The 21060-nt window shown below is 66.2% G+C and carries 20 protein-coding genes; 11 read left to right on the top strand and 9 right to left on the bottom strand.

What is annotated here, in order from left to right; genetic code table 11:
• Positions 1 to 9: 9 nt before the first annotated feature.
• Positions 10 to 927 (bottom strand): LysR family transcriptional regulator, encoded by a 918-nt coding sequence (locus VXJ37_RS14570; protein WP_331323742.1) that lies wholly within the window; start codon positions 925 to 927, stop codon positions 10 to 12.
• A gap of 127 nt (positions 928 to 1054) precedes the next feature.
• On the opposite strand from VXJ37_RS14570, the gene VXJ37_RS14565 reads away from it, so the two are divergent.
• Together VXJ37_RS14565 and VXJ37_RS14560 are read left to right on the top strand one after the other, a co-directional pair.
• The gene (locus tag VXJ37_RS14565; RefSeq protein ID WP_331323741.1) at positions 1055 to 2434 is read left to right on the top strand and encodes an MFS transporter; all 1380 of its coding nucleotides are present in this window, start codon (positions 1055 to 1057) and stop codon (positions 2432 to 2434) included.
• A gap of 80 nt (positions 2435 to 2514) precedes the next feature.
• Entirely contained in the window at positions 2515 to 3264 is a 750-nt protein-coding gene (locus VXJ37_RS14560) for a 3-hydroxybutyrate dehydrogenase (protein ID WP_331323740.1), read from the top strand.
• A 9-nt stretch (positions 3265 to 3273) separates the two neighbouring features.
• Here VXJ37_RS14560 and VXJ37_RS14555 read toward each other — a convergent pair whose 3' ends face one another.
• Positions 3274 to 3537: a hypothetical protein gene (locus tag VXJ37_RS14555; protein ID WP_331323739.1), complete on the bottom strand. Its 264-nt coding sequence runs from the start codon at positions 3535 to 3537 to the stop codon at positions 3274 to 3276.
• A gap of 167 nt (positions 3538 to 3704) precedes the next feature.
• The gene (locus VXJ37_RS14550; protein WP_331323738.1) at positions 3705 to 4079 is read right to left on the bottom strand and encodes a winged helix-turn-helix transcriptional regulator; all 375 of its coding nucleotides are present in this window, start codon (positions 4077 to 4079) and stop codon (positions 3705 to 3707) included.
• A gap of 121 nt (positions 4080 to 4200) precedes the next feature.
• Here VXJ37_RS14550 and VXJ37_RS14545 point away from each other — a divergent pair, with 121 nt between their 5' ends.
• Positions 4201 to 5064, top strand: coding sequence for an SDR family oxidoreductase (locus VXJ37_RS14545; RefSeq protein ID WP_331323737.1), 864 nt, complete (start codon positions 4201 to 4203; stop codon positions 5062 to 5064).
• Between the two features lie 79 nt (positions 5065 to 5143).
• Here VXJ37_RS14545 and VXJ37_RS14540 read toward each other — a convergent pair whose 3' ends face one another.
• The gene (locus VXJ37_RS14540; protein ID WP_331323736.1) at positions 5144 to 6628 is read right to left on the bottom strand and encodes an amino acid permease; all 1485 of its coding nucleotides are present in this window, start codon (positions 6626 to 6628) and stop codon (positions 5144 to 5146) included.
• A 378-nt stretch (positions 6629 to 7006) separates the two neighbouring features.
• On the opposite strand from VXJ37_RS14540, the gene VXJ37_RS14535 reads away from it, so the two are divergent.
• The 5 genes from VXJ37_RS14535 to VXJ37_RS14515 all read left to right on the top strand — a co-directional run bounded on the left by VXJ37_RS14535 (position 7007) and on the right by VXJ37_RS14515 (position 13557).
• Positions 7007 to 8575, top strand: a complete 1569-nt coding sequence (locus VXJ37_RS14535) for a DUF222 domain-containing protein (RefSeq protein ID WP_440589816.1) — start codon at positions 7007 to 7009, stop codon at positions 8573 to 8575.
• A 173-nt stretch (positions 8576 to 8748) separates the two neighbouring features.
• The gene (locus VXJ37_RS14530; RefSeq protein WP_331323734.1) at positions 8749 to 9621 is read left to right on the top strand and encodes an IclR family transcriptional regulator; all 873 of its coding nucleotides are present in this window, start codon (positions 8749 to 8751) and stop codon (positions 9619 to 9621) included.
• Positions 9622 to 9747: 126 nt separating this feature from the next.
• Positions 9748 to 11445 (top strand): urocanate hydratase, encoded by a 1698-nt coding sequence (gene hutU, locus VXJ37_RS14525; protein WP_331323733.1) that lies wholly within the window; start codon positions 9748 to 9750, stop codon positions 11443 to 11445.
• 111 nt (positions 11446 to 11556) lie between these two features.
• Positions 11557 to 13149 (top strand): histidine ammonia-lyase, encoded by a 1593-nt coding sequence (gene hutH, locus VXJ37_RS14520; protein WP_331323732.1) that lies wholly within the window; start codon positions 11557 to 11559, stop codon positions 13147 to 13149.
• A gap of 162 nt (positions 13150 to 13311) precedes the next feature.
• A complete protein-coding gene (locus tag VXJ37_RS14515; protein WP_159633722.1) occupies positions 13312 to 13557 on the top strand; it encodes a hypothetical protein in 246 nt (81 codons plus the stop codon).
• Between the two features lie 107 nt (positions 13558 to 13664).
• Here the strand turns inward: VXJ37_RS14515 and VXJ37_RS14510 are convergent, their stop codons facing one another.
• Complete coding sequence (locus VXJ37_RS14510) at positions 13665 to 13925, bottom strand: hypothetical protein (protein ID WP_331323731.1); 261 nt, start codon at positions 13923 to 13925, stop codon at positions 13665 to 13667.
• Between the two features lie 203 nt (positions 13926 to 14128).
• Here VXJ37_RS14510 and VXJ37_RS14505 point away from each other — a divergent pair, with 203 nt between their 5' ends.
• Complete coding sequence (locus VXJ37_RS14505) at positions 14129 to 15010, top strand: fumarylacetoacetate hydrolase family protein (protein ID WP_331323730.1); 882 nt, start codon at positions 14129 to 14131, stop codon at positions 15008 to 15010.
• A gap of 10 nt (positions 15011 to 15020) precedes the next feature.
• On the opposite strand, the gene VXJ37_RS14500 is transcribed toward VXJ37_RS14505, so the two are convergent.
• The 4 genes from VXJ37_RS14500 to VXJ37_RS14485 are packed head-to-tail and all read right to left on the bottom strand — an operon-like array spanning position 15021 to position 18503.
• Positions 15021 to 15413 carry a universal stress protein gene (locus tag VXJ37_RS14500; protein WP_331323729.1) on the bottom strand — a complete coding sequence of 131 codons (393 nt, stop codon included), beginning with the start codon at positions 15411 to 15413 and terminating at the stop codon, positions 15021 to 15023.
• On the bottom strand, positions 15410 to 16993 hold the full coding sequence (locus VXJ37_RS14495; RefSeq protein ID WP_331323728.1) for a tripartite tricarboxylate transporter permease: 1584 nt from the start codon (positions 16991 to 16993) through the stop codon (positions 15410 to 15412). Before VXJ37_RS14495 ends, VXJ37_RS14500 begins: the two co-directional genes overlap by 4 nt.
• Positions 16993 to 17496 (bottom strand): tripartite tricarboxylate transporter TctB family protein, encoded by a 504-nt coding sequence (locus VXJ37_RS14490; protein WP_331323727.1) that lies wholly within the window; start codon positions 17494 to 17496, stop codon positions 16993 to 16995. The genes VXJ37_RS14495 and VXJ37_RS14490 overlap by 1 nt, the downstream gene beginning before the upstream one ends.
• Positions 17493 to 18503 carry a Bug family tripartite tricarboxylate transporter substrate binding protein gene (locus VXJ37_RS14485; RefSeq protein WP_331323726.1) on the bottom strand — a complete coding sequence of 337 codons (1011 nt, stop codon included), beginning with the start codon at positions 18501 to 18503 and terminating at the stop codon, positions 17493 to 17495. The genes VXJ37_RS14490 and VXJ37_RS14485 overlap by 4 nt, the downstream gene beginning before the upstream one ends.
• Before the next feature lie 311 nt (positions 18504 to 18814).
• Here VXJ37_RS14485 and VXJ37_RS14480 point away from each other — a divergent pair, with 311 nt between their 5' ends.
• A complete protein-coding gene (locus VXJ37_RS14480) occupies positions 18815 to 20395 on the top strand; it encodes a sensor histidine kinase (protein WP_331323764.1) in 1581 nt (526 codons plus the stop codon).
• Positions 20392 to 21057, top strand: a complete 666-nt coding sequence (locus VXJ37_RS14475) for a response regulator (protein WP_331323725.1) — start codon at positions 20392 to 20394, stop codon at positions 21055 to 21057. Before VXJ37_RS14480 ends, VXJ37_RS14475 begins: the two co-directional genes overlap by 4 nt.
• Positions 21058 to 21060 lie beyond the last annotated feature (3 nt).

Below are 21060 nucleotides of genomic sequence, written 5' to 3'. Positions count from 1 at the left end.
AAACGGCAGTCACGGAGCAGTCGATGAACCTTGGGCCTTGCCCAGGAGCGCTTCGCGGTGCTCCGCCATCCGTTCCTGGAGGGCCTGCACGACGGCGGCCACCGCGGGGCGGCGCAGCGAGTCCGGCCGCAGGACCATCCAGTAGGGGAGCAGTTCGCCGATCTTTCCGGGCAGCAGCCGCACCAGGTCGTCGTGGAGGTCGGCCATGAAGCACGGCAGGAATCCCACACCTGCCCCGGCCCGGGTGGCTTCGACGTGGACGAACACGTTCGTGGAGGTCACGCCGTCGCGCATGGCCGGGACCAGCCGGCGCGGCGCGTCCAGGTCGTCCACCTGCAGCATGGAATCCACGAAGTAGACCAGCGGGTGCTCATTGAGTTCGGCCACCGTGGCCGGGGTCCCATGCTCGGCAAGGTAGGCGCGGGAGGCGTACATCCCCAGGCGGTATTCGCCCAGCCGGACGGCCTCGGCGCGGTGCACCTGCGGCTCGCCCACCACCACTTCTATGTCCAGCCCTGAGCGCTGCTGCAGGGCCCGGCGGGTCATGGTGACCACCTCCACGCTCAGGCCCGGGTGGTCCCGGCGCAGCCGGGCCACGGCAGGGGCGGCGATGTAAGCGCTGAAACCATCCGTCGCGGTCATTCGGACGACGCCGGCAATCGGATCGGGTGCGTGGCCAGCAGGTCCCAGCGTCCCCAGCACCGCCTCCACCTGCTCCGCCGCCCGCACCGCCCGTTCGCCCAGTTCCGTCAGCTCCCAGGCGCCCGCTGCACGCGACAGGACCCGGCCGCCCAGCGACTTCTCCAGGGCAGCGATCCTGCGCGAGACCGTGGTGTGGTTCAAGCCAAGGGCCTGGGCAGCCGTCGTGAACTTTGCCGAGCGGGACACTGCGAGGAGGACCAACAGGTCGTCGGGGTTGGCATTCATATCTGCAATTGTGCACACGTTTGGTGCCGCTTTGGCCATTGAAGTGCATCCTTTGTGCAGCAATACTCATCTGAGTCACTTGTGCTGGAGATCACAGCGCGTGTCAACGTGGACACTAGGAGAAACAATGAGCGTAGAGCAGCGCCCGGCCAACGACGCCGGGCATGCACCCCAAGGATCAGGATTGAAGAGGATTGTTGCCGCCTCCATGGTGGGCACGGTTGTGGAATGGTACGAGTTTTTCCTCTACGCCACTGCTGCCACCCTGGTCTTTGGCAAGTACTTCTTTCCGGCCACGGGCAATGACCTGGACGGAATTATCCAGGCCTTCCTTACCTACGCCGTGGGCTTCATCGCCCGCCCCTTGGGCGGCATAGTATTCGGCCAGATCGGTGACAAGCTGGGCCGCAAGCCCACCCTGCAGCTCACCATCGTCATCATCGGTATCTCCACCTTCCTGATGGGCTGCCTGCCCGGCTTCGCCGACATCGGATACCTGGCCCCCGCACTGCTGGTGGCCCTGCGCTTCATCCAGGGCTTCGCGCTGGGTGGCGAATGGGGCGGCGCCGTCCTCCTCGTGGCCGAACACAGCCCCAACAAGACGCGCGCTTTCTGGTCCAGCTGGCCCCAGGCGGCAGTCCCGGTGGGCAACCTCCTGGCCACCCTGGTGCTCTTCGTCATGTCCACCACCCTCAGCAGCGAGGCGTTCCTGGGCTGGGGCTGGCGCGTGGCGTTCTGGCTCTCCGCGGTAATCGTCTTCGTGGGCTACTACATCCGCACCAACGTCAGCGAGTCGCCCATCTTCCTCGAAGCCAAGGAACTGGTGGAGAAGGAACAGGCCGTCAGCTACGGCGTCTTCGAGGTCCTGCGCAAGTACCCCAAGGGCATCTTCCAGGCGATGGGCCTGCGGTTCGCGGAAAACATCATGTACTACCTGGTGGTCAGCTTCGCGATTGTGTACCTCAAGAGCGTGCAGAAGTACGACACTTCGTCGCTGCTCCTGGCGCTGCTGATTGCGCACGTCGTCCACTTCGCCATCATTCCCCAGTACGGCCGCGTGGCGGACCGGATCGGCCGCAAGCCCGTCTACCTGGCAGGTGCCATCCTCGGTGCCACCTGGCCGTTCTTCGCCTTCCCCATGTTCGACACCCGGAACGCCGTGGTCATCGTCCTGGCCGTCACCATCGGCCTTATGCTGCATGGCCTGATGTATGCCGGGCAGCCCGCCATCATGGCGGAGATGTTCCCCACCCGCATGCGGTACTCCGGCGCCTCCCTCGGATCCCAGGTGACGTCCATCTTCGCCGGTTCGCTGGCCCCGCTGCTGGCCACCCAGTGGCTGAAGGACACCGGTTCGTGGGTGCCCACGGCAATCTACCTGCTGGTGGCATGCGCCATCACTGCCGTCACCGTTCTCACCCTGCGTGAGACCAAGGGCATTGCCTTGGAGGACGTGGACAAGGAAGATGCTGCCCGTGAGGGGCTGTCGATTGCGGTCCGCCGCTGACCTGGCTGCCACTGGACTGATGGAGCAGCTGGACCGGTTGGCCGCACAAGATTGTTTGGCTGCGCAAAAGGAGAACTGCAATGGATAACACGTTGAATGGACGCAAGGCACTGGTCACCGGCGGTGCCAGCGGAATCGGCGCCGCGAGCGTCCGGGCACTTGCCGCACGGGGGGCGAAAGTGGTGGTGGCCGACGTCGACTCCTCCGCCGCGGAGGCCCTCGCCGCAGAGGTGGGCGGCACAGCCTGGGGCGTGGACCTGCTGGACGTCGACGCCCTGGCCACGCTGGGCCTGGACTGCGACATCCTGGTGAACAACGCGGGGATCCAGCGCATCAGCCCCATCGAGGAGTTCGATCCGGCAGACTTCCGCCGGATCCTCACCCTGATGCTGGAGGCGCCGTTCCTGTTGATCCGGGCAGCCCTGCCGCACATGTACGCCAACAGGTTCGGCCGCATCATCAACCTGTCTTCCGTGCACGGGCTCAGGGCGTCGCCGTTCAAGAGCGCGTATGTCTCGGCAAAGCACGGGCTGGAGGGGCTGAGCAAGGTGACTGCACTGGAGGGCGGCCCGCACGGCGTCACCTCCAACTGCGTGAACCCCGGCTACGTCCGCACACCCCTGGTGGAAAAGCAGATCGCGGACCAGGCCCAGGTGCACGGCATCCCCGAGTCCGAGGTCCTGGCCAAGGTGATGCTCACAGAATCAGCCATCAAGCGCCTGGTGGAGCCGGACGAGGTTGCGTCCCTGGTGGCGTGGCTCGCATCCCCGGACGCCGGCATGGTCACCGGCGCCAGCTACACGATGGACGGTGGCTGGTCCGCGCGCTAAGACCACCGCCTAGTCCAACGGCTTGACCAGCCGGTGGTCGTAAAAGAAGATGCCCCGCGCGGTCTTTACGCCCACCGACCTGCGGTCCTGCCACACGACGACCCCTTCGCGCCTGCCGCTGAAGGGGTCGTCGCCTATCACCGTGTCCCCAACGCGGTAAGGACAACGGGGTCCGAGGGCCGCCACTGTCCGGTCCCAGGCCGCCGTAAGGACAGTCCCGAGGCTGACGGGCCGGCCCATCTCCGAAAGATCCTGTGCATAGTCCTTGGCCACGTGACCAACTCCTTCAAGCGGCAGCCCGCCGCCTGCTAACGGTGCTGGTTGGCGGAACGCTCCCAGCGGAGGATGGTCCTCCCATTCCGGCCGCCACCGTATTCCTACGCTAGTCACTATTCACACCAGTCACACCAGTAACAGGTACTCAAGTTTCGGAAGTCCGGCTACCTGCCTGCTCCGGTTCCGTTGACGATCTCCTCTGCGTTCTCGAATGCCCACGCCACCAGCGGTACCAGGAGCGCGCTCAACTCGGAGCCCCGCTCGGTGAGGCTGTAGTCCACCCTCGGCGGGATGACCGGCTGGGCCTTCCTGCTCACCAGGCCGTCGCGCTCCAGTGTCTTGAGTGTCTGTGCCAGCATTTTTTCGCTGATGCCCTCTGCGCGACGCCGCAGGTCGCTCCACCGCTGTTCGCCCTCGGACAGGGCAAGCAGGATCAGGACGCCCCATTTGCTCGTGATGTGGTCCAGCACGACCCGGCTGGGGCACCCTGCCGGGAAGACTCCGTCGTCGAAAGCCAGGGGCAGGGGAGTTGCTTTCATATGTTCAAGCTTACCGAAAGGTGAGTACCTTACTTCAAAGTGCGTACTCTCTTTGGGGAAGTTATCCGGGACCGGGAGGGTTGTGCCCATCGACAGACTGAAACCCCCGAAAGGAATCATTGTGAGCATCGTTGTTACAGGCGCCACCGGACAGTTGGGCCGCCACGTCGTTGAAGCCCTTCTTGAGCGGGGAGTACCTGCCGGTGGGATTGTGGCTGCAGGCCGGTCCGTTGAAAAACTGGCGGGCTTCGCTGACCGCGGTGTGCAGGTGAAGCATATGGATTACGCGGACGCAGCCTCCGTGGCGGCAGCCCTCAAGGGTGCCCGGCGGGTGCTGCTCATCTCCGGCAGCGAAGTGGGCCAGCGCGTGGCACAGCACCGCAGCGTCATCGAAGCCGCCAAGGCGGAAGGCGTGGAACTTTTGGCGTACACCAGCATCGCCAACGCGGACACCACCGGCATGCTGCTGGCCGACGAACACAAGGCAACCGAGGCGCTGCTGCGCGATTCCGGGGTGCCCTTCGTGCTGCTGCGCAACGGCTGGTACCTGGAGAACTACACCGAGCAGCTGCCCGGAACGCTCGCCCAGGGCGTGCTCGCGGGCAGCGCCGGTGAAGGCAAGATCAGCGGGGCCGCAAGGGTGGACTATGCGCACGCGGCCGCCGCGGTCCTGGTGGCCGACGACCAGGCCGGCAAGGTCTACGAACTGGGCGGCGACGACGCTTTCAGCATGGCGGACCTGGCGGCGGAGATCAGCGTGGCAACCGGCACGTCCATCAGCTACAACAACCTGCCCGCGGAGGAGTACGTCGGCGTGCTCACGGGCGTGGGCGTGCCGGAGGCATTCGCGGAGATCCTCGCCGATTCCGACCTGGGCATTGCCCGCGGCGACCTCCTCGTCAGCACGGGCGACCTGCGCCGGCTGATCGGGCGTCCGACGACGTCCCTCGGCCACGCGGTCCGCGCCGCCGCTGCTTCCGCATAGGAGGCCCGAACGGCGAAAGGTGCCCGGACCTTTGGGGGCCGGGCACCTTTCACTTCCCTGCTGTACGGCTTGACCCGACTTACTCGGTGCCGCGGGCGGAATGGAGCACCGGCAGCGGCGACGTTTCGTCCTCAAGGTGGGTCCGGCGTCGTCCGTCACCTTTGATCCACAGCCGGTAGGCCACCACCAGCAGCCCCAGCCATACCGCCCCGACATACAGGGCGATCCGGGTGTCCTCGAAGGCACCCAGGACGGCGATCACCAGCACCATGAAGGCGATGGTGAGCACGGAAGCTGCCGGCCACCACGGTGACGGGAATTCCGACGCCGGCAGGCCCTTCCGTGCGATTTCCCGCTTCATGGCCACATGGGACGCCAGGATCATCACCCATACCCAGACCGTGGCGAAGGTGGCGATTGAGGCAATCACCAGGAATACGTCCTCCGGGATGACAGCGTTGAGGATCACGCCCACCAGCAGGATGCCTGCCATCATGACCACCGTCATCCAGGGGACGCCATGCCGGGATACCTTGCCGAAAGCGGCGGGCGCGTGGCCCTGGTTGGAGAGTCCGAAGAGGATGCGTCCGGCGCCGAAGATGTCGCTGTTGATGGCCGAGAGGGCCGCCGTGATGACCACCGCGTTGAGGATGTGCGGTGCGGCCGGGATGCCCAGGCTGCTGAAGATCTGCACGAACGGGCTGCCGCTGGTGCCCACCTGGTCCCACGGGAAGAGGCTCATGAGTACGCCAAGGGTGAGGACGTAGAACAGCAGCACCCGGACGGGGACGGTGTTGACCGCCTTGGGTATGACCTTCTTGGGATCTGCGGCCTCGCCGGCCGTGATGCCCAGGGTCTCCACGCCGCCGAAGGCAAACATCACCACGGCGAAGGATGCCAGGAGTCCTTCGAAGCCGTTCGGGAACAGCCCGCCATGCCCAACCAGGTTGCCCAGTCCAGGGGCGACCGGGGAATCGGCGGTCTGGAAGCCGAAAACGATGATCGCCGCGCCGCCGGCAATCATGGCGATAATCGCGGCGACCTTGATCAGCGAGAACCAGAACTCAAGCTCGCCAAAGACCCTCACGCTGAGCAGGTTCAGTGCTGCCAGGAAGCAGATGACGGCCAGGATCCAGATCCAGCGGTCCACCTGCGGGAACCAGAAACCCATGTAGATGCTGAAGGCGGTTACGTCGGCGATGGCCACGATCGCCATCTCGAATACGTACGTCCAGCCGGTTACGAAACCGGCGAGGGGGCCCAGGTACCGGCCCGCATACTGGCTGAAGGACCCGGATACCGGATGCCGCACAGCCATTTCGCCGAGTGCGCGCATCACCATGAACACAGCTGCGCCGCCGATGATGTAGGCCAAGAGGACGGCGGGTCCGGCTTTCTGGATGGCCGAGGCCGAGCCGTAAAAGAGGCCGGTGCCGATGGCCGAGCCGAGGGCCATGAAGCGGATGTGCCTGATGTTCAGGCCGCGGTTCAGGGCCTGTCCGACGACGGCTGCCGGTTTTTGCTTTTCCACCGGACGTTCGGTCCGGGTTGGGGTGGGTTGCATAGAGTTACCTTCTCGTCTTTGGGAGGGGAGCCGGTAACCAGCAGACCATTTTCTGCCCTGCCGTGATGAGGCTCACGCGGGGTTGGTGTCTTCGGTTACAGACTGTCTGCGGGTGCTTTTTCGCGGCGCAAATTCATTGGCGCTGCGTTGTTTCCCTTTCGCGCCGGATATTTGGGGTGTGGAAAGGAACCTGCGCAGCGGAAATGCGTACGACGGCGGCGGGCGGCTATTTGGGCTTCGGCGCCCTGGGTTGCACTGTGCGCTGTGGGGGGCCTTGGCGGCACGTGGCCTGCAGCCCGGTCAAGTGACCCCAGCTTGAATGTCAGTGGGTCGTTGGATGATGTGGGTGTGGGAATCAGCGGTGGTTTCGGGGTGGTGTTGGAGGGTGTTTGTGCCTCTGTTGCTGCCCTTGATGCGCTGGTTCTTGAGGACCGGAATCTCGAACATCCTGCGCTGAGTGCTGCGGTTGGAGACATCGACGTGCTGCAGCGGCGGTATGAGTTGTGTCTGGGGCGGTTGGAGGTTGTTGGCCGGTTGGAGGCGCAGCTCGCGGCCGTGAAGGCGCGGGATGTGGCGGAGTGCATGGGGTTGCAGCGGGTTATGACCGCGCCGGATGCCTCCGTGCAGGACCGTACCTACGTGGAGATGTCCGTCGTGGAGGAGATCGCCGGGGTCCTGACCGTCAGCTCTGCCGCTGCGGGGGCGTTGGTGGAGCAGTCACGGCGGGTCTGTTCCCTGCCACTGGTGTTCCAGGCGCTGTCCGCCGGTGCGATGTCCTGGCAGCACGCCCGCGTCGTTGCGGATGAGACCGAGGGCCTCGACCCGACCGGGGCGGCTGCGTTGGTGGCGCATTTCTTCGACCCCGACGCGCCCACCCCCGCCCGGGGCGCCGCCCCCGGTGAGCTCGTCCCCTCACGGTTCAGGGCCAAAGTCAGTGCCTGGCGGGAACGGCACCACCCCGACTCCATCGGGAAACGCCACGCCAAAGGCGCCGCTGACCGGCGCATGGAATACACCCCCGACCGGGACGGCATGGCCTGGCTCTCCCTCTACCTCCCCGGCGACACTGCCTGCGCCATCTGGAACCGCATCACCGCCACCGCCCGCGGACTGCAAAACCCGGCAGAGGACAGAACACTGACCCAGCTCCGCCCCGACATCGCAGCATCCCTCCTGCTCGGCGCCGGAACTGCCACCGAGTTCAGCAAAGTACCCACCCCGCGGGCCGATGTCCTGGTCACCGTGCCGGTGTTCTCCCTGCTCGGCCTTACCGATGAACCCTCCACGCTGGACGGTTTCGGCCCGATCCCGGCCTCCATGGCCCGGAAACTCGTCGCGGACGGGGCGGAGTCGTTCTACCGGGTCCTGATCGACCCCCGCGACGGGGCACCACTGGAGATCGGACGGACAAACTACCGGCTCCCCGAAACCATCAAACGCTGGATCCGGATGCGCGACACCAAATGCACCTTCCCCGGCTGCAGCAACCACACTCCCGACAACGACACCGACCACCTGCAGGCCTGGCACCACGGCGGCAGCACGAACGTCAGCAACCTCGCCCAACTCTGTCCCAAACACCACCGACTCAAACACCACAGCACCTGGACACCGGATCCAGCCACCACGAAAGACCCACCCGGCTGGACCTCACCCACCGGACGGCACTACCAACCCGAACACCCCGACCCCCAACCACCCCACTGGCCGCAATGGCTCCTGCCCGCTGGACTGCAGTCTCCGCAGGCCCAGGGCCTCAACGCCGAACGTCCGGATGTCACCTGCAACGACGTGCCCTGCCTCAATATCCACTGTCCCGAAGCAGGCCTGGCAGACCTCCCGCCCTGGGAACCAGACAATGACAGATACCTCGACCTCGACGACATCCCACCCGACGACCCCCTCTGGGACGAATTCCTCGCAGCATCATTCGCCACACGGGGGTGATTCCACCCGGCGGTGATTCGTCGTGGCGGGGATTCATAGGGCAGCAGCCGGTGAGGTGGTGTCTGGGATGCCAGACGAAAAGAGTCCTAAACCACGCACGGAAGATGGCAATGAAGGCGCAAGCTTAAGTACGGGATACCGGACAGAGCCACGCAGAAAGATCCTTTCACTCCATGAGCACTGCACTAAGCGCCGCAACACGGGGCACCGCGACGCGGGGCCCCGCAGCACCAGAGGCCGAAGCCCAGGCGCCCCGGGCGTCCGCCAAGCCGTCGTCGAAAGTTCCCGCCGCGGAAAATACCCTGCGCATCCTCAAGCTGCTCGCTTCGCGCAGGGGACCCATGGCGGCATCGCAGATCGCCTCCAGCCTGGATCTGCCGCGGTCAAGCGTCTATCACCTGCTGGGGGTGATGGAGGCCAATGGCTTTGTCCTCCACCTGCATGAGGAACAGCGGTACGGGCTGGGCATCAGCGCCTTCGAGCTCAGTTCCGCATATTCCCGGCAGGAACCCTTGTCCCGACTCGGCCGCCCCCTGCTTGCGAGCCTTGTAGACGCTATTGGCGAGAGCGCACATCTTGCCGTCCTGCATGGGCGCGACGTGCTCTACATCGTGGAGGAGCGGGCCAAGAACCGGCCGTCCCTGGTGACCGACGTCGGCGTCCGCCTTCCCAGCCACCTCACTGCCAGCGGCCGCGCCATCCTGGCCGCCCTGCCCAAATCCCAAGTCCGCGCGCTATACCCGAACGCCGCGGCCTTCACCGCCCGGCATGAGGTGGAGGGGGCCATCATGAAGTACTCGGCCCTGTCCTCGCACCTGGACCAGGTCCGCCAGCGCGGATACGCCACGGAACACGGGGAAGTAACCCCCGGCTTTGGCTCCATTGCCGCCGCTGTCACCGACCATCTGGGCTGGCCTACCGCCGCCGTCGCGGTCACCTTCCTGGAGGACAAGCTGCCGGCGGAGGAGTGGCCGGTGCTGGCCGCCCGGGTCCAGAAGGTGGCCGATGAACTCTCCGTCCGCATTCACGGACGCCCCGTCAAATAGGCGCCAGGGGTCGTCTGGAATACCGGACACAACAGCGCGGAAAGCCCTGTAAAGGCCGTGCCTCAGGGGCTTTAGTTGATACAGAAGTTCTTTCCTCCACCAGACAATCACCAGAAGGAGCCCATCATGGCACCCGCCGATTTCACCACCGGTGCCCGCCCGGTCAAAGCAGCCCGCGGCATCGAGCTCACCGCCAAGTCCTGGCAGACCGAAGCGCCCCTGCGCATGCTGATGAATAACCTGGACCCCGAAGTCGCCGAACGCCCCGATGACCTCGTGGTCTATGGCGGCACCGGCCGCGCCGTCCGCTCCTGGGCGGCGTTCGACGCCATCACCCGCACCCTGGAAACCATGGAAAAGGACGAAACCCTCCTGGTCCAGTCAGGCAAACCGGTTGGCGTCTTCCGCACCAACGAGTGGGCCCCCCGCGTTCTCCTCGCCAACTCCAACCTGGTCGGCGACTGGGCCACGTGGCCCGAGTTCCGCCGCCTCGAGGCTGAGGGCCTGATGATGTACGGCCAGATGACCGCCGGCTCGTGGATCTACATCGGCACCCAGGGCATCCTGCAGGGCACCTTCGAAACGTTCGCCGCTATCGCCCGCAAGCTGACCGGCGACGAAAACGGCACCCTCGCCGGCACCCTGACCCTCACCGGCGGCTGCGGCGGCATGGGCGGCGCCCAGCCGCTCGCCGTCACCCTGAACGAGGGCGCCTGCCTGATCGTCGACGTCGACGAGTCGCGCCTGCGCCGCCGTGCCGGCAAGCGCTACCTGGACGAAGTGGAAACAGACCTCGACGCCGCAATCGCCAAGGTCCTCAAGGCCAAGGAGGAGCGCCGCGGCTGGTCCGTGGGCTACGTGGGCAACGCCGCCGAGGTCTTCCCTGAGATCCTGCGCCGCCACAAGGCCGGCGAGCTCACCGTCGACATCGTCACCGATCAGACCTCCGCCCACGACCCCCTGTCCTACCTTCCCGAGGGTATCTCCGTGGACGAGTGGCACCGCGAGGCTGAAGCGGACCCGGAGGGCTTCACCAAGAAGGCCCAGGCCTCCATGGCACGGCACGTCCAGGCCATGGTCGAATTCCAGGATGCCGGCGCCGAGGTGTTCGATTACGGCAACTCCATCCGCGACGAAGCCCGCAAGGGCGGCTACACCCGTGCCTTCGAATTCCCCGGCTTCGTTCCCGCCTACATCCGGCCGCTGTTCTGCGAGGGGCTTGGTCCCTTCCGCTGGGTGGCCCTCTCCGGCGATCCCGAAGACATCCGCGTCACCGATGAAGCGATCAAGGAGCTCTTCCCCGAGAACAAGCACCTGCACCGCTGGATCGACGCCGCCCAGGACCGCGTGGAGTTCGAAGGCCTGCCGGCCCGCATCTGCTGGCTGGGCTACGGCGAACGCGCCAAAGCAGGGCTGCTCTTCAACCAGCTCGTCAAGGAAGGCAAGGTCAAGGCGCCCATCGTGATCGGCCGCGACCACCTGGACTCCGGCTCTGTCGCCTCCCCGTACCGCGAGACGGAAGCCATGGCTGACGGCTCGGACGCCATCGCCGACTGGCCCATGCTGAACGCCCTTCTCAACACCGCCTCCGGTGCCACCTGGGTGTCCCTGCACCACGGCGGCGGCGTCGGCATCGGCCGCTCCATCCACGCCGGCCAGGTCTCCGTCGCCGACGGCACGGACCTCGCCGCGCAGAAACTCGAGCGCCTCCTCACCAACGACCCCGGCATGGGCGTCATCCGCCACGCCGACGCCGGCTACGAGCGGGCACTCGACGTCGCCCGGGAGCGTGGCGTCCGCATCCCCATGCAGGAAAACCAGTAACCGACGTCCGCTCACCACGCCAAACCCCCAGCGATTGCTCCGTCACGGTCGTTTAGAGTCCCTAAAACGACAGTTACGGAGCAGTCGATGGGACCTCTTCAAGGAATTTCAATGACAGCCATTACCCACGAACCGCTCACCGTCACCCTCGGGTCCGTCGGCGTCACGCCCCAGGATGTGCTCGCCGTCGCGCGCCATGATGCGAAGGTGGCCATCGCGCCCGAAGCCCTGGAAACCGTCGCCAAGGTCCGCGCCCACATCGACGACCTCGCCTCCAGCGACACCCCCGCCTACGGCATCTCCACCGGCTTTGGTGCCCTGGCCAACCGCCATATCCCCAATGAGCTGCGCACCCAGCTGCAGAAGTCGCTGATCCGCAGCCACGCCGCCGGCATGGGCCCGGCCGTGGAACGCGAAGTGGTCCGCGGCATCATGTTCCTCCGCGCCAAGACCCTGGCCTCCGGCCGCACCGGCGTCCGCCCCGTGGTCCTGCAGACCATGGTGGACGTCCTCAATGCCGGCATCACCCCCAGGGTCCGCGAATTCGGCTCGCTGGGCTGCTCCGGCGACCTTGCCCCACTCTCACATTGCGCCCTGGTCCTCATGGGTGAGGGAGAAGCGGAAGGGCCCGACGGCGTCACGTACGGCGGCCGTGGGGAGTCACCTGTCGCTGAGCTGCTGGCAGAACACGGCATCGAGCCGGTCACCCTCGCCGAGAAAGAAGGGCTGGCGCTGGTCAACGGCACTGAGGGCATGCTGGGCATGCTCCTGATGGCCATCGCGGATCTTCGCCAGCTACTGTCGACGGCGGACATCACCGCGGCGCTCAGCGTCGAAGCGTTGCTGGGCACCGACCAGGTGTTCCTGCCCGAGCTGCACGCCGCCCTCCGGCCGCACCCCGGCCAGGCGGCCAGCGCGGACAACATGCTGAGGGTGCTCTCGGACTCCCCGATCGTCGCCTCGCACAAGGTGGGGGACTCCCGGGTGCAGGACGCCTATTCGCTGCGCTGCGCCCCGCAGGTCGCCGGTGCCGTCCGCGACACCGTTGACCATGCGGAACTGGTGGCAACCAGGGAGCTGGCGGCTGCCATCGACAACCCCGTCGTCCTCCCGGACGGCCGTGTCAGCTCCAACGGCAATTTCCACGGCGCGCCGGTGGCTTATGTCCTGGATTACCTGGCCATCGCCGTGGCCGACCTCAGCTCCATCGCGGAACGCCGGACGGACCGGATGCTGGACCCTGCCCGTTCCCACGGACTGCCGGCGTTCCTCGCAGCGGATCCGGGGGTGGATTCCGGCCTGATGATTGCGCAGTACACGCAGGCGGGCCTGGTGTCCGACAACAAGCGGCTCGCCGTTCCGGCGTCCGTGGATTCCATCCCGAGCTCAGCCATGCAGGAGGACCACGTGTCCATGGGCTGGCATGCGGCGCGGAAGCTCCGCAAGGCCGTGGAGAACCTCCGCCGCGTCCTGGCCATCGAACTGGTGACGTCGGCGCGTGCACTGGATATCCGCACGCAACTGTCGGGTGGCGTGCTAACGCCGGGACCGGCAGGCTCCGCCGTTGTGGCTGCCCTGCGGGCGGTGGTGGAGGGACCGGGAACCGATCGCTTCCTGTCCCCGGAACTGGAAGCGGCTGACCGGCTGGTCGCCTCAGGTGAGGTGCTTCGCGCGGCGGAATCCGCCGTCGGGCCGCTCGCCTGAAACCGAAGAATCTTCAGCGCCTGCACCGCTTCTGTCCGAAGGGCGGAATTTCCGGCGCCGCGGCCCACCGCGGCGCCGGGAGTGTAGTAGAACTGAAGGTGTAGTGAAAGTCACATCAAAGAAGCTGTGGCGGCAGAACGATACAAAGGGGTAGAAGTTCAAATGAAAGCACGTGGGGCAGTCCTGTCGAGGCGCAATGCCCATTCCGCCGCGGTATCCAACTGGAAATCCCTCCAGGCCGGAGACCGCGTCGAGATCATCAAGCATGCGCATGTGGTGGCAGCCGGGGAAGTGGAAGAGGTATCGCAGAGCGGCAATGTCCTCTGGCTGGTGCCGGCCGGACCGTCAGGCCCGGCGGAGAAGGAACTTTTCCTCAAGTCTGACGGCGTGCAGGTTCGCCGCGGGTAGCCCCGCCGGAAGCCAAAAAATCCCCGCAGTGCCAATGGCCTGCGGGGATTTTTGTTGCCGGTGCCGGGTGCGGGGACACGCGGGACGCGCCGGCGGTTTCGCGGGTGTCAGGCGGCGATGGACTCGTAGGTCTCGCCGAAGGGTACTGATTGGTCAAGGGCTACCGTGTAGCGTCCCGGGTGCAGCCGGGTAACCAGGATGCCGCAGGCGGCGTCCTTGGCCGCGACCTCAATCAGTTCGGCGACGGCCTCTTCCAGTCCGGCGTGGACCTCGCTTGCGCTGGAGAACTCCAGGTTGATGGACCGCAGTGCCGGTCCTTCCGTCTGCCCGGCTGCGGCGGGGACCCGCTCCAATGTGGCTGTAGTCATGTACTGAACTTTCTGTGTTTCGTGCCAGTATGGCTTCGTTATTCTAACTTCTGCCCGGTATATATGTCAGATGTCCGCCCTATATTCGGCTCTTGGCGGCGGTCACAATGCGTTTGTTCGCTGGGTCCCGGGGCAATCGACGACCATGGAAGCGGGGCCCGGCAGGGTCACGGTTCTGTCGATACAGCTGAAGGAGAGTTCGTATGAAGATCATGCGCCTGGGCGAAAGCGGCCGCGAACAGCCGGCCGTGCTGGAGTCCTCAACGGACGGCACCGGCCGGTATTTCAGCCTGCTGCCGCTTACTGCTGATGTGGATGGCGAATTTCTTGCGTCGGGCGGCCTGGACAAGGTCCGGAAGGCCCTCGAAGCGGAGGAACTGCCGGTCCTTGAGGGGGCGGCCGAGCTTCGTGTCGGACCACCGGTGGCCCGCCCGGGTTCCGTGGTGGGCATCGGCATGAACTATGCCGCCCATGCCGCGGAATCCGGTGCGGCCCCGCCCACGGTCCCCGTGGTCTTCCTTAAGCCCACCAACACGGTCACCGGCCCCTATGACCCGGCTCCCCTCCCGCCCCGCTCCTCCCAGTACGACTGGGAAGTTGAGCTGGGCATCGTGATCGGCCGGGAGGCCAGCTACCTCGGCTCCGCGGAGGAGGCCGCGGACTGCATCGCCGGTTACGTCACAGCCAATGACCTCTCCGAACGTGAGTACCAGCTGCCCGGAGCGGCTGGCCAGTGGACCAAGGGCAAGTCGCTGCCCGGCTCGACACCCCTGGGCCCATGGCTGGTTCCGGCAGGGGAGATCGACGGCGGCAACGTGCGGCTGCGCAGCTGGGTCAACGGTGAGCCGCGGCAGGACTCCACATCTGCGGAACTGATCTTTGACGCCGCCACCCTGGTCCACCACTGCAGCCAGTACATGCGGCTGGAGCCCGGCGACGTGATCCTCACGGGTACGCCGCAGGGCGTGGCCCTCAGCGGACGTTTCCCGTACCTCCAGCCCGGCGACGTTATGGAGGTGGAGGTGGAAGGACTGGGCCGCCAGCGCCAGGAATTGTTCCGGACGCCGGCAGCCGTTACGGTTTAGCCGGCTCGGCCTAGCCTGCCTTGACGGCGAGGACCGGGCAGTCAGCTTCCAGCAGGATGCGCTGCGACGTGCTTCCCATGATCAGCTTGCCCACCGGTGTGCGGCGGCGCAGTCCAATCACAATGAGTTCGGCCTTGTGCTCCTCGGCGGCGTCCAGGACTTCGGCGGCGGCGTCGTGGCCCCGGACCGGACGCTTGATCAGGTATTGGATGCCCTCGCCGGCCAGCCGGCGTTCGATGTCCTGGATCCCGCCTTCGGGCGCGAACCGGGTATCCACCGCTGCCTCGCCCTTGGAGGAGTTGATCAGGACCAGCTTGCTGTTGTTCTTCCGGGCTTCGGTGATGGCCTGGCTCAAGGCAGCTTCGCCTTCAGGGGTGGGGACGTATCCCACAACGACGGTCATGGTTGCTCCTTATGGTCGGAATAGACGGCATTGTGGTTCGAGTGGACCGCATCATCGGCGTCCGTGGCAAGAGCCGCTCCGCTGGCAGCAGCAACCGGAGTGTTGCGCCGGATCAGCTTGAAGGCAAAGGGCCAGAGCAGGATAACGGCAATGATGACGTAGATGCCGACGGCGATCGGCTCGCCCAGGAGCCCTGCCGGATCACCCGCGCTCAGCTGCAGGGTCTTGCGGAGCTGCCCTTCAATGCGCGGACCCAGGATCACGCCGAGGACCAGCGGGAGTACGGGCAACCCGAAGCGCCGCATCATGAACCCGAGCGCGCCGAGGATCAGCAGGATCACCAGGTCGAACGCCTGCAGGTTAACCGAGTAGGCCCCCAGCGTGGCGAAGAACAGGATGCCGGCGTACAGGTACGGGCGGGGCAGTTGCAGCAGTTTTGCCCAAAGGGGCGCCAGCGGGAGGTTGATGATCAGGAGCAGCAGGTTGCCGATGAAGAGGCTGGCAATCAGGGCCCAGACCAGGGGGCCCTGGCTTTCGAAGAGCTGGGGGCCCGGCTGGATTCCGTAGGAGGTGAAGGCCGCCAGCATCACTGCTGCAGTGGCGTTCGTGGGCAGGCCCAGCGCCAGCATGGGGGTCAGCGTGCCAGCGGCCGCGGCGTTGTTGGCTGCTTCCGGGCCGGCCACGCCTTCGATGGCACCCTTGCCGAACTCTTCGGGGTGCTTGCTGAGGCGCTTCTCCGTCACGTACGACAGGAACGTGGGGATCTCGGCGCCACCGGCCGGCAGGGCGCCGAACGGGAACCCGAAAGCGGTACCGCGCAGCCACGGCTTCCAGGAACGCTTCCAGTCGGACCTGCCCATCCACGGCTGGCCCACGGGAATGGCATGCAGCGGGGTGCGGCGCAGGTGCGCGGCTACCCACAGGGCCTCGCCGACGGCGAAGATGGCGACGGCCACCACCACGATGTCCAGGCCGTCCGCCAGGAGCGGCTGGCCGAACGTCAGCCGGCGCTGGCCGGTGACCGAGTCCATTCCCACCAGGCCGATGGCGAGGCCGAGGCTCAGGGAAGCGAACCCGCGCAGCCGGGAGGATCCCAGTACGGCGGTGACGGCCAGGAGGGCCAGCACCATGATGGCGAAGTAGCTGGGCGCGCCCAGGCTCACGGCGAACTTAACGACGATCGGTGCACAGACCGCCAGCAGCGCCGTGCCAATGGTGCCGGCCACGAATGAGCCGATGGCCGCCGTCGCAAGCGCCTGCGCCGCCCGGCCCGCCTTGGCCATCTTGTTGCCTTCAATGGCGGTGACCACCGATGACGATTCGCCCGGGGTGTTGAGCAGGATGGAGGTGGTGGAACCGCCGTACATGCCGCCGTAGTAGATGCCGGCGAACATGATGAACGCGCTGGTGGGTTCCAGGGCATAGGTGACGGGAAGCAGCAGGGCTACGGTCATGGCCGGCCCGAGGCCCGGGAGGACGCCGACGGCGGTTCCCAGGATCACGCCGATCACGGCGTAGAGGAAATTCATGGGGGTGAGGGCGGTGGCGAAGCCGTCCATCAGGGAGGACCAGACGTCCATTAAAGGATTCCTTCCAGGAGGCCTGCCGGCAGCGCAATGCCCAGGCCGAGGTAGAAGCCGTAGAAGGTCAGCAGGGACAGCGCCACGGAGATCAGTCCGTCCCGGACATAGCGGCGGCTGCCGAGTGCCAGGACGCTGCCCCAGAACAGGACGGTCCCGGAGATCACCCAGCCGGCCCAGTCAATAAGCAGGATGTTGGCAACGAATGCTCCCGCCAGGGGCAGGACCGTCTTCCAGTCCGCCGGGTGGGTGAGGTCGACGTCCTCGCCGCCCTCCGCTTCGCCTTTGCCGCCCCGCAGCACGTTGATGGCCAGCAGGACCGCGCAGGCCACCAGCATTCCGGCCACGATGAACGGAACGGTTTTGGGTCCCACGGGATCGGACTTCGAATATGGGGTTACCAGGCCGTTGGCGTCCAGGAAGACGACGACGCCGGCCGCCCCGAGCAGGAGTGCGACTCCCAGCTCGGAGCGGCCTTTAAGACCTGTGGCCAGCGGCGTCACGCCAGCCCAAGCTTGGTGAGGACGTCGGCAACCCGCTTGTCCTGCTCGGTGAGGAAAGTCTTGAACTGGTCGCCGGTGATGAAGGCATCAGTCCAGCTGTGCGTTTTCAGCGCTTCCTTCCAGCCATCCGTGCCGTGCATCTTTTCCAGGGCTGCGATCAGGGAGGCCTTGTCCTTGTCGCTGATTCCCGGAGGGGCCACCACGCCGCGCCAGTTGGTGAAGACCAGGTCGATGTTGGATTCCTTCAGGGTTGGCGCATCCACGCCGTCCAGCCGCTTGTCGCCGCTGGTGGCCAGCACGCGGACTTCGCCGGATTCGATCTGCTTCAGGTATTCGCCGGCGCCGGAGGCGGCGAAGCCCAGCTTGTTGCCAAGGATCGCGGGCAGCAGGTCGCCGCCTCCGTCGTAGGCAACGTAGTTGACCTTGGTGGCGTCGATGCCCACGGCGCCGGCAAGCTGCATGGGCAGCAGGTGGTCAGGGCCGCCGGGGGAGGACCCGCCGCCGACGGCGATGGAACCGGGGTCGGCCTTCCAGGCCTTCACCAGGTCATCGATGGTTTTGTAGGGCGAATCCTTGCCCACCATGATGGCGCCGGGTTCCTCGATGAGGCGGGCCAACGGGGTGGTGGAGGTCAGCTTGGACTCGGATTTGTTGGTGTAGCTGGCGCCCACCACCCCCAGTCCCATGAGCATGGCCAGGTCGCCGTTGCCTTTTTCGTTGACAATCCGGGCCAGTCCCACGGTGCCGCCGGCACCGGCCAGGTTGAAGACCTCGGTGTTGGTGGAGATTTTCGCATCATCCAGGACCTTTGCAGCGGCCCGGGCAGTGGTGTCGTAGCCGCCACCAGGGGAGTTGGGGACCATAATCTGCAGCCCGGTGATGGGCCCGGCGGCGGCGCCGGTGCTTTCCGAACCGGTGGAGCTCTTGCCGGTGGCACCGCAGCCGGTGGCCATCAGGGCGATGCCGGCAGCAACGGCGGCAACGCGCAATGCGCGGATCTGGCGCATGTGTTCCTCTTCTCTCAAAACAAATCTGGTCAGCACCGGATGGCTTGCCGTTCCGGTGCCTTGTGGTTCCGATGCTAGGGGCGGCCGTGACGGCGATCACTCTTGTGTACGCAGAGAAAGTTGTGTTCATTGCGTTCACGTTTCCGAAACCCCACGGCGGCCCTGTCGGGGGCTTTGGGATATAGTTCCCGGTACCCACCCCCGGCCTGCTCCCTGCTCCCACACATGCCAAACGGCCAATCAACCGCGCCGGACAACCCGCCTGCCCGCCTCCCGATACCAGGAAGACCATTGTGACTCGACGACGAGGAATGTCCCTTGCCGGGCAGTACCTTCTGCTGCAGTTGCTCATCGTCCTGGCCGTCCTGGTGGGGGTGGTGGCCATTTCGCTGGCCCAGTCCGCGGCGGCCTTCGAACGGATCGAAGGCAGGCGGGCGCTGTCCGCGGCAGAAGCCCTCGGCGGTAATCCCGTGGTGCGCGAACTTCTCCCTGAGTCCCAGGCACGCGGCGGCGCGGTGCTGCCTGCAGTGGCCGAGTCGGTGCGCATTGTCTCGGGCTCGTCGCGGGTAGCCCTGGCGAAGGTGGACCGCACAGTTGTGGCGTCCTCGGACCCCAGCCTGCTGGGTGAGCCGCTGGAGCTCGGTGACAGCAGGGTGATGGAAGGCCGGGCCTGGACCGGAGTGGTGGGCGGAACCCCCGCCCCGCTGTTGTCGGCGCACGTCCCCGTCCTGGATGACACCGGGCGCATGATCGGAATCGCCTCGATCAGCCGCAGTTACCCAACGGTGCTTGAACGGCTGGGCGACGCCGTCCCCAACCTCCTCACCTACCTGGGCGTGGCAAGTGTCCTGGGTGTCGCCGGCTCCCTCCTGCTCTCGCGGCGCGTCAAGCGCCAGACCCTGGGCATGGAGCCGAGTGAAATCACCAGCCTGGTGGAGAACCGGGAGGCAATGCTGCACGGCCTCAAGGAGGGCGTGGTCGCCCTGGACCTGAACGAGAGGATCACGGTGGCCAACCACAGTGCCCGCGCCCTCCTCGGCCTCCCGGGTGACTGTGTGGGCAAGCGCGTGGCGGGCCTCGCCGTCGAACCCGCCCTGAAGGAGGTCCTCACCCGCGAACAGCCCGACCCGGACCGGCTGGTCCTCGTGGGGGACCGGCTGGTGGTGATGAACCGCGTTCCCATCCAGTCCCGTGGCAAGGCGATCGGCTCCGTAACCACGCTCCGCGACCGCACCGAGCTTTCGGAACTGGAACACGAGCTGGGCACCACCCGCACCGCCACGGACACCCTCCGGGCGCAGGCCCACGAGTTCGCCAACCAGCTGCACGTGATCTCCGGCCTGATCCAGATCGGCGAATACGATTCCGTGGTCCAGTTCGTCAACGGCGCCACTGTGGACCGCACCCGGCTCAACGATGAGGTGACCGGCCGCATCAAGGATCCCGCGCTCGCGGCCCTCCTGATCGCCAAGTCCAGCCTTGCCGCCGAACGTGGCGCGGCCCTGCAGCTGGACCCCGCCTCCATGCTGGACAAAGCCGATGATGCATTGTCCCGGGACCTCACCACGGTGGTGGGAAACCTGGTGGACAACGCGTTCGACGCCGTCACCGGGCTTTCCCACGCAGCGGTCCGGGTGCGGGTTGACGGCAGGGCAGGGGGAAACGTGGTGGTCACCGTGCGGGACAACGGCCCGGGCGTTCCCGGCGGATCCACCGACCACATCTTCCGCCAAGGCTTCACCACCAAGGAACCCGGGCCGGCCGGCAGCCGCGGCTTTGGCCTGGCGCTGTCCCGGGCAGTGTGCCGCCGCAGTGGCGGGAACCTGACGGTGGCCAACGATAATGGGGCTGTCTTTACTGCTGTGCTGAAACGAGGAAAAACCCAGCCATGATCAAGGTCCTGATCGTCGATGACGACTTCATGGTGGCCAAGGTGCATGCAGGCTTCATCCAGCGCACCCCCGGCTTCACGGTGGTGGGCGCGGCACACACCGGAGCGCAGGCCGTTGTGGAGACGCAGCGCCTGCAGCCGGACCTGGTGCTGCTGGACATCCACCTGCCGGACATCAACGGCCTGGACCTGATGCAGCGCCTGCGGGGTGTGGCACCGGAACTGGACGTGCTGGTGATCAGCGCCGCCCGCGAGGTCGAAACCGTGCGGAAGGCCCTGCGGGGCGGCATTGTCCACTACCTGATCAAGCCGTTTTCGCAGACCGACCTTCAGGAGCGGCTGGAGCATTACCGCAGCGCCTACCAGAGCCTTGACGCGTCCAAAGATGTGGCTGAACAGTCGGATGTCAACAGGGTGTTCGGCCTGGACCGCGCCGAACGCCCATTGCCCAAGGGCTGCAGCATCGAGACGCTGCGGCTGGTGGAGGCTGCGCTGAATGCTGCAGCCGGGGATGTTTCCGCGGCAGAAATGGCCGAGGAACTGGGCACGTCCCGGGTCAGCGCGCGCCGCTACCTGGAATACCTGCATGACGAGGGCACCCTGGACGTCCGGCTCAAGTATGGCGTGGGACGGCCGGAGCGGCGCTACGTGCTGAAGGCCTGACTC

Origin of the sequence: Pseudarthrobacter phenanthrenivorans (assembly GCF_036455295.1) — a bacterium.
Taxonomy (GTDB): domain Bacteria; phylum Actinomycetota; class Actinomycetes; order Actinomycetales; family Micrococcaceae; genus Arthrobacter; species Arthrobacter phenanthrenivorans_C.
The sequence above is the reverse complement of the archived record's forward strand: the minus strand, read 5'-3'. Positions and strand labels throughout refer to the sequence as shown.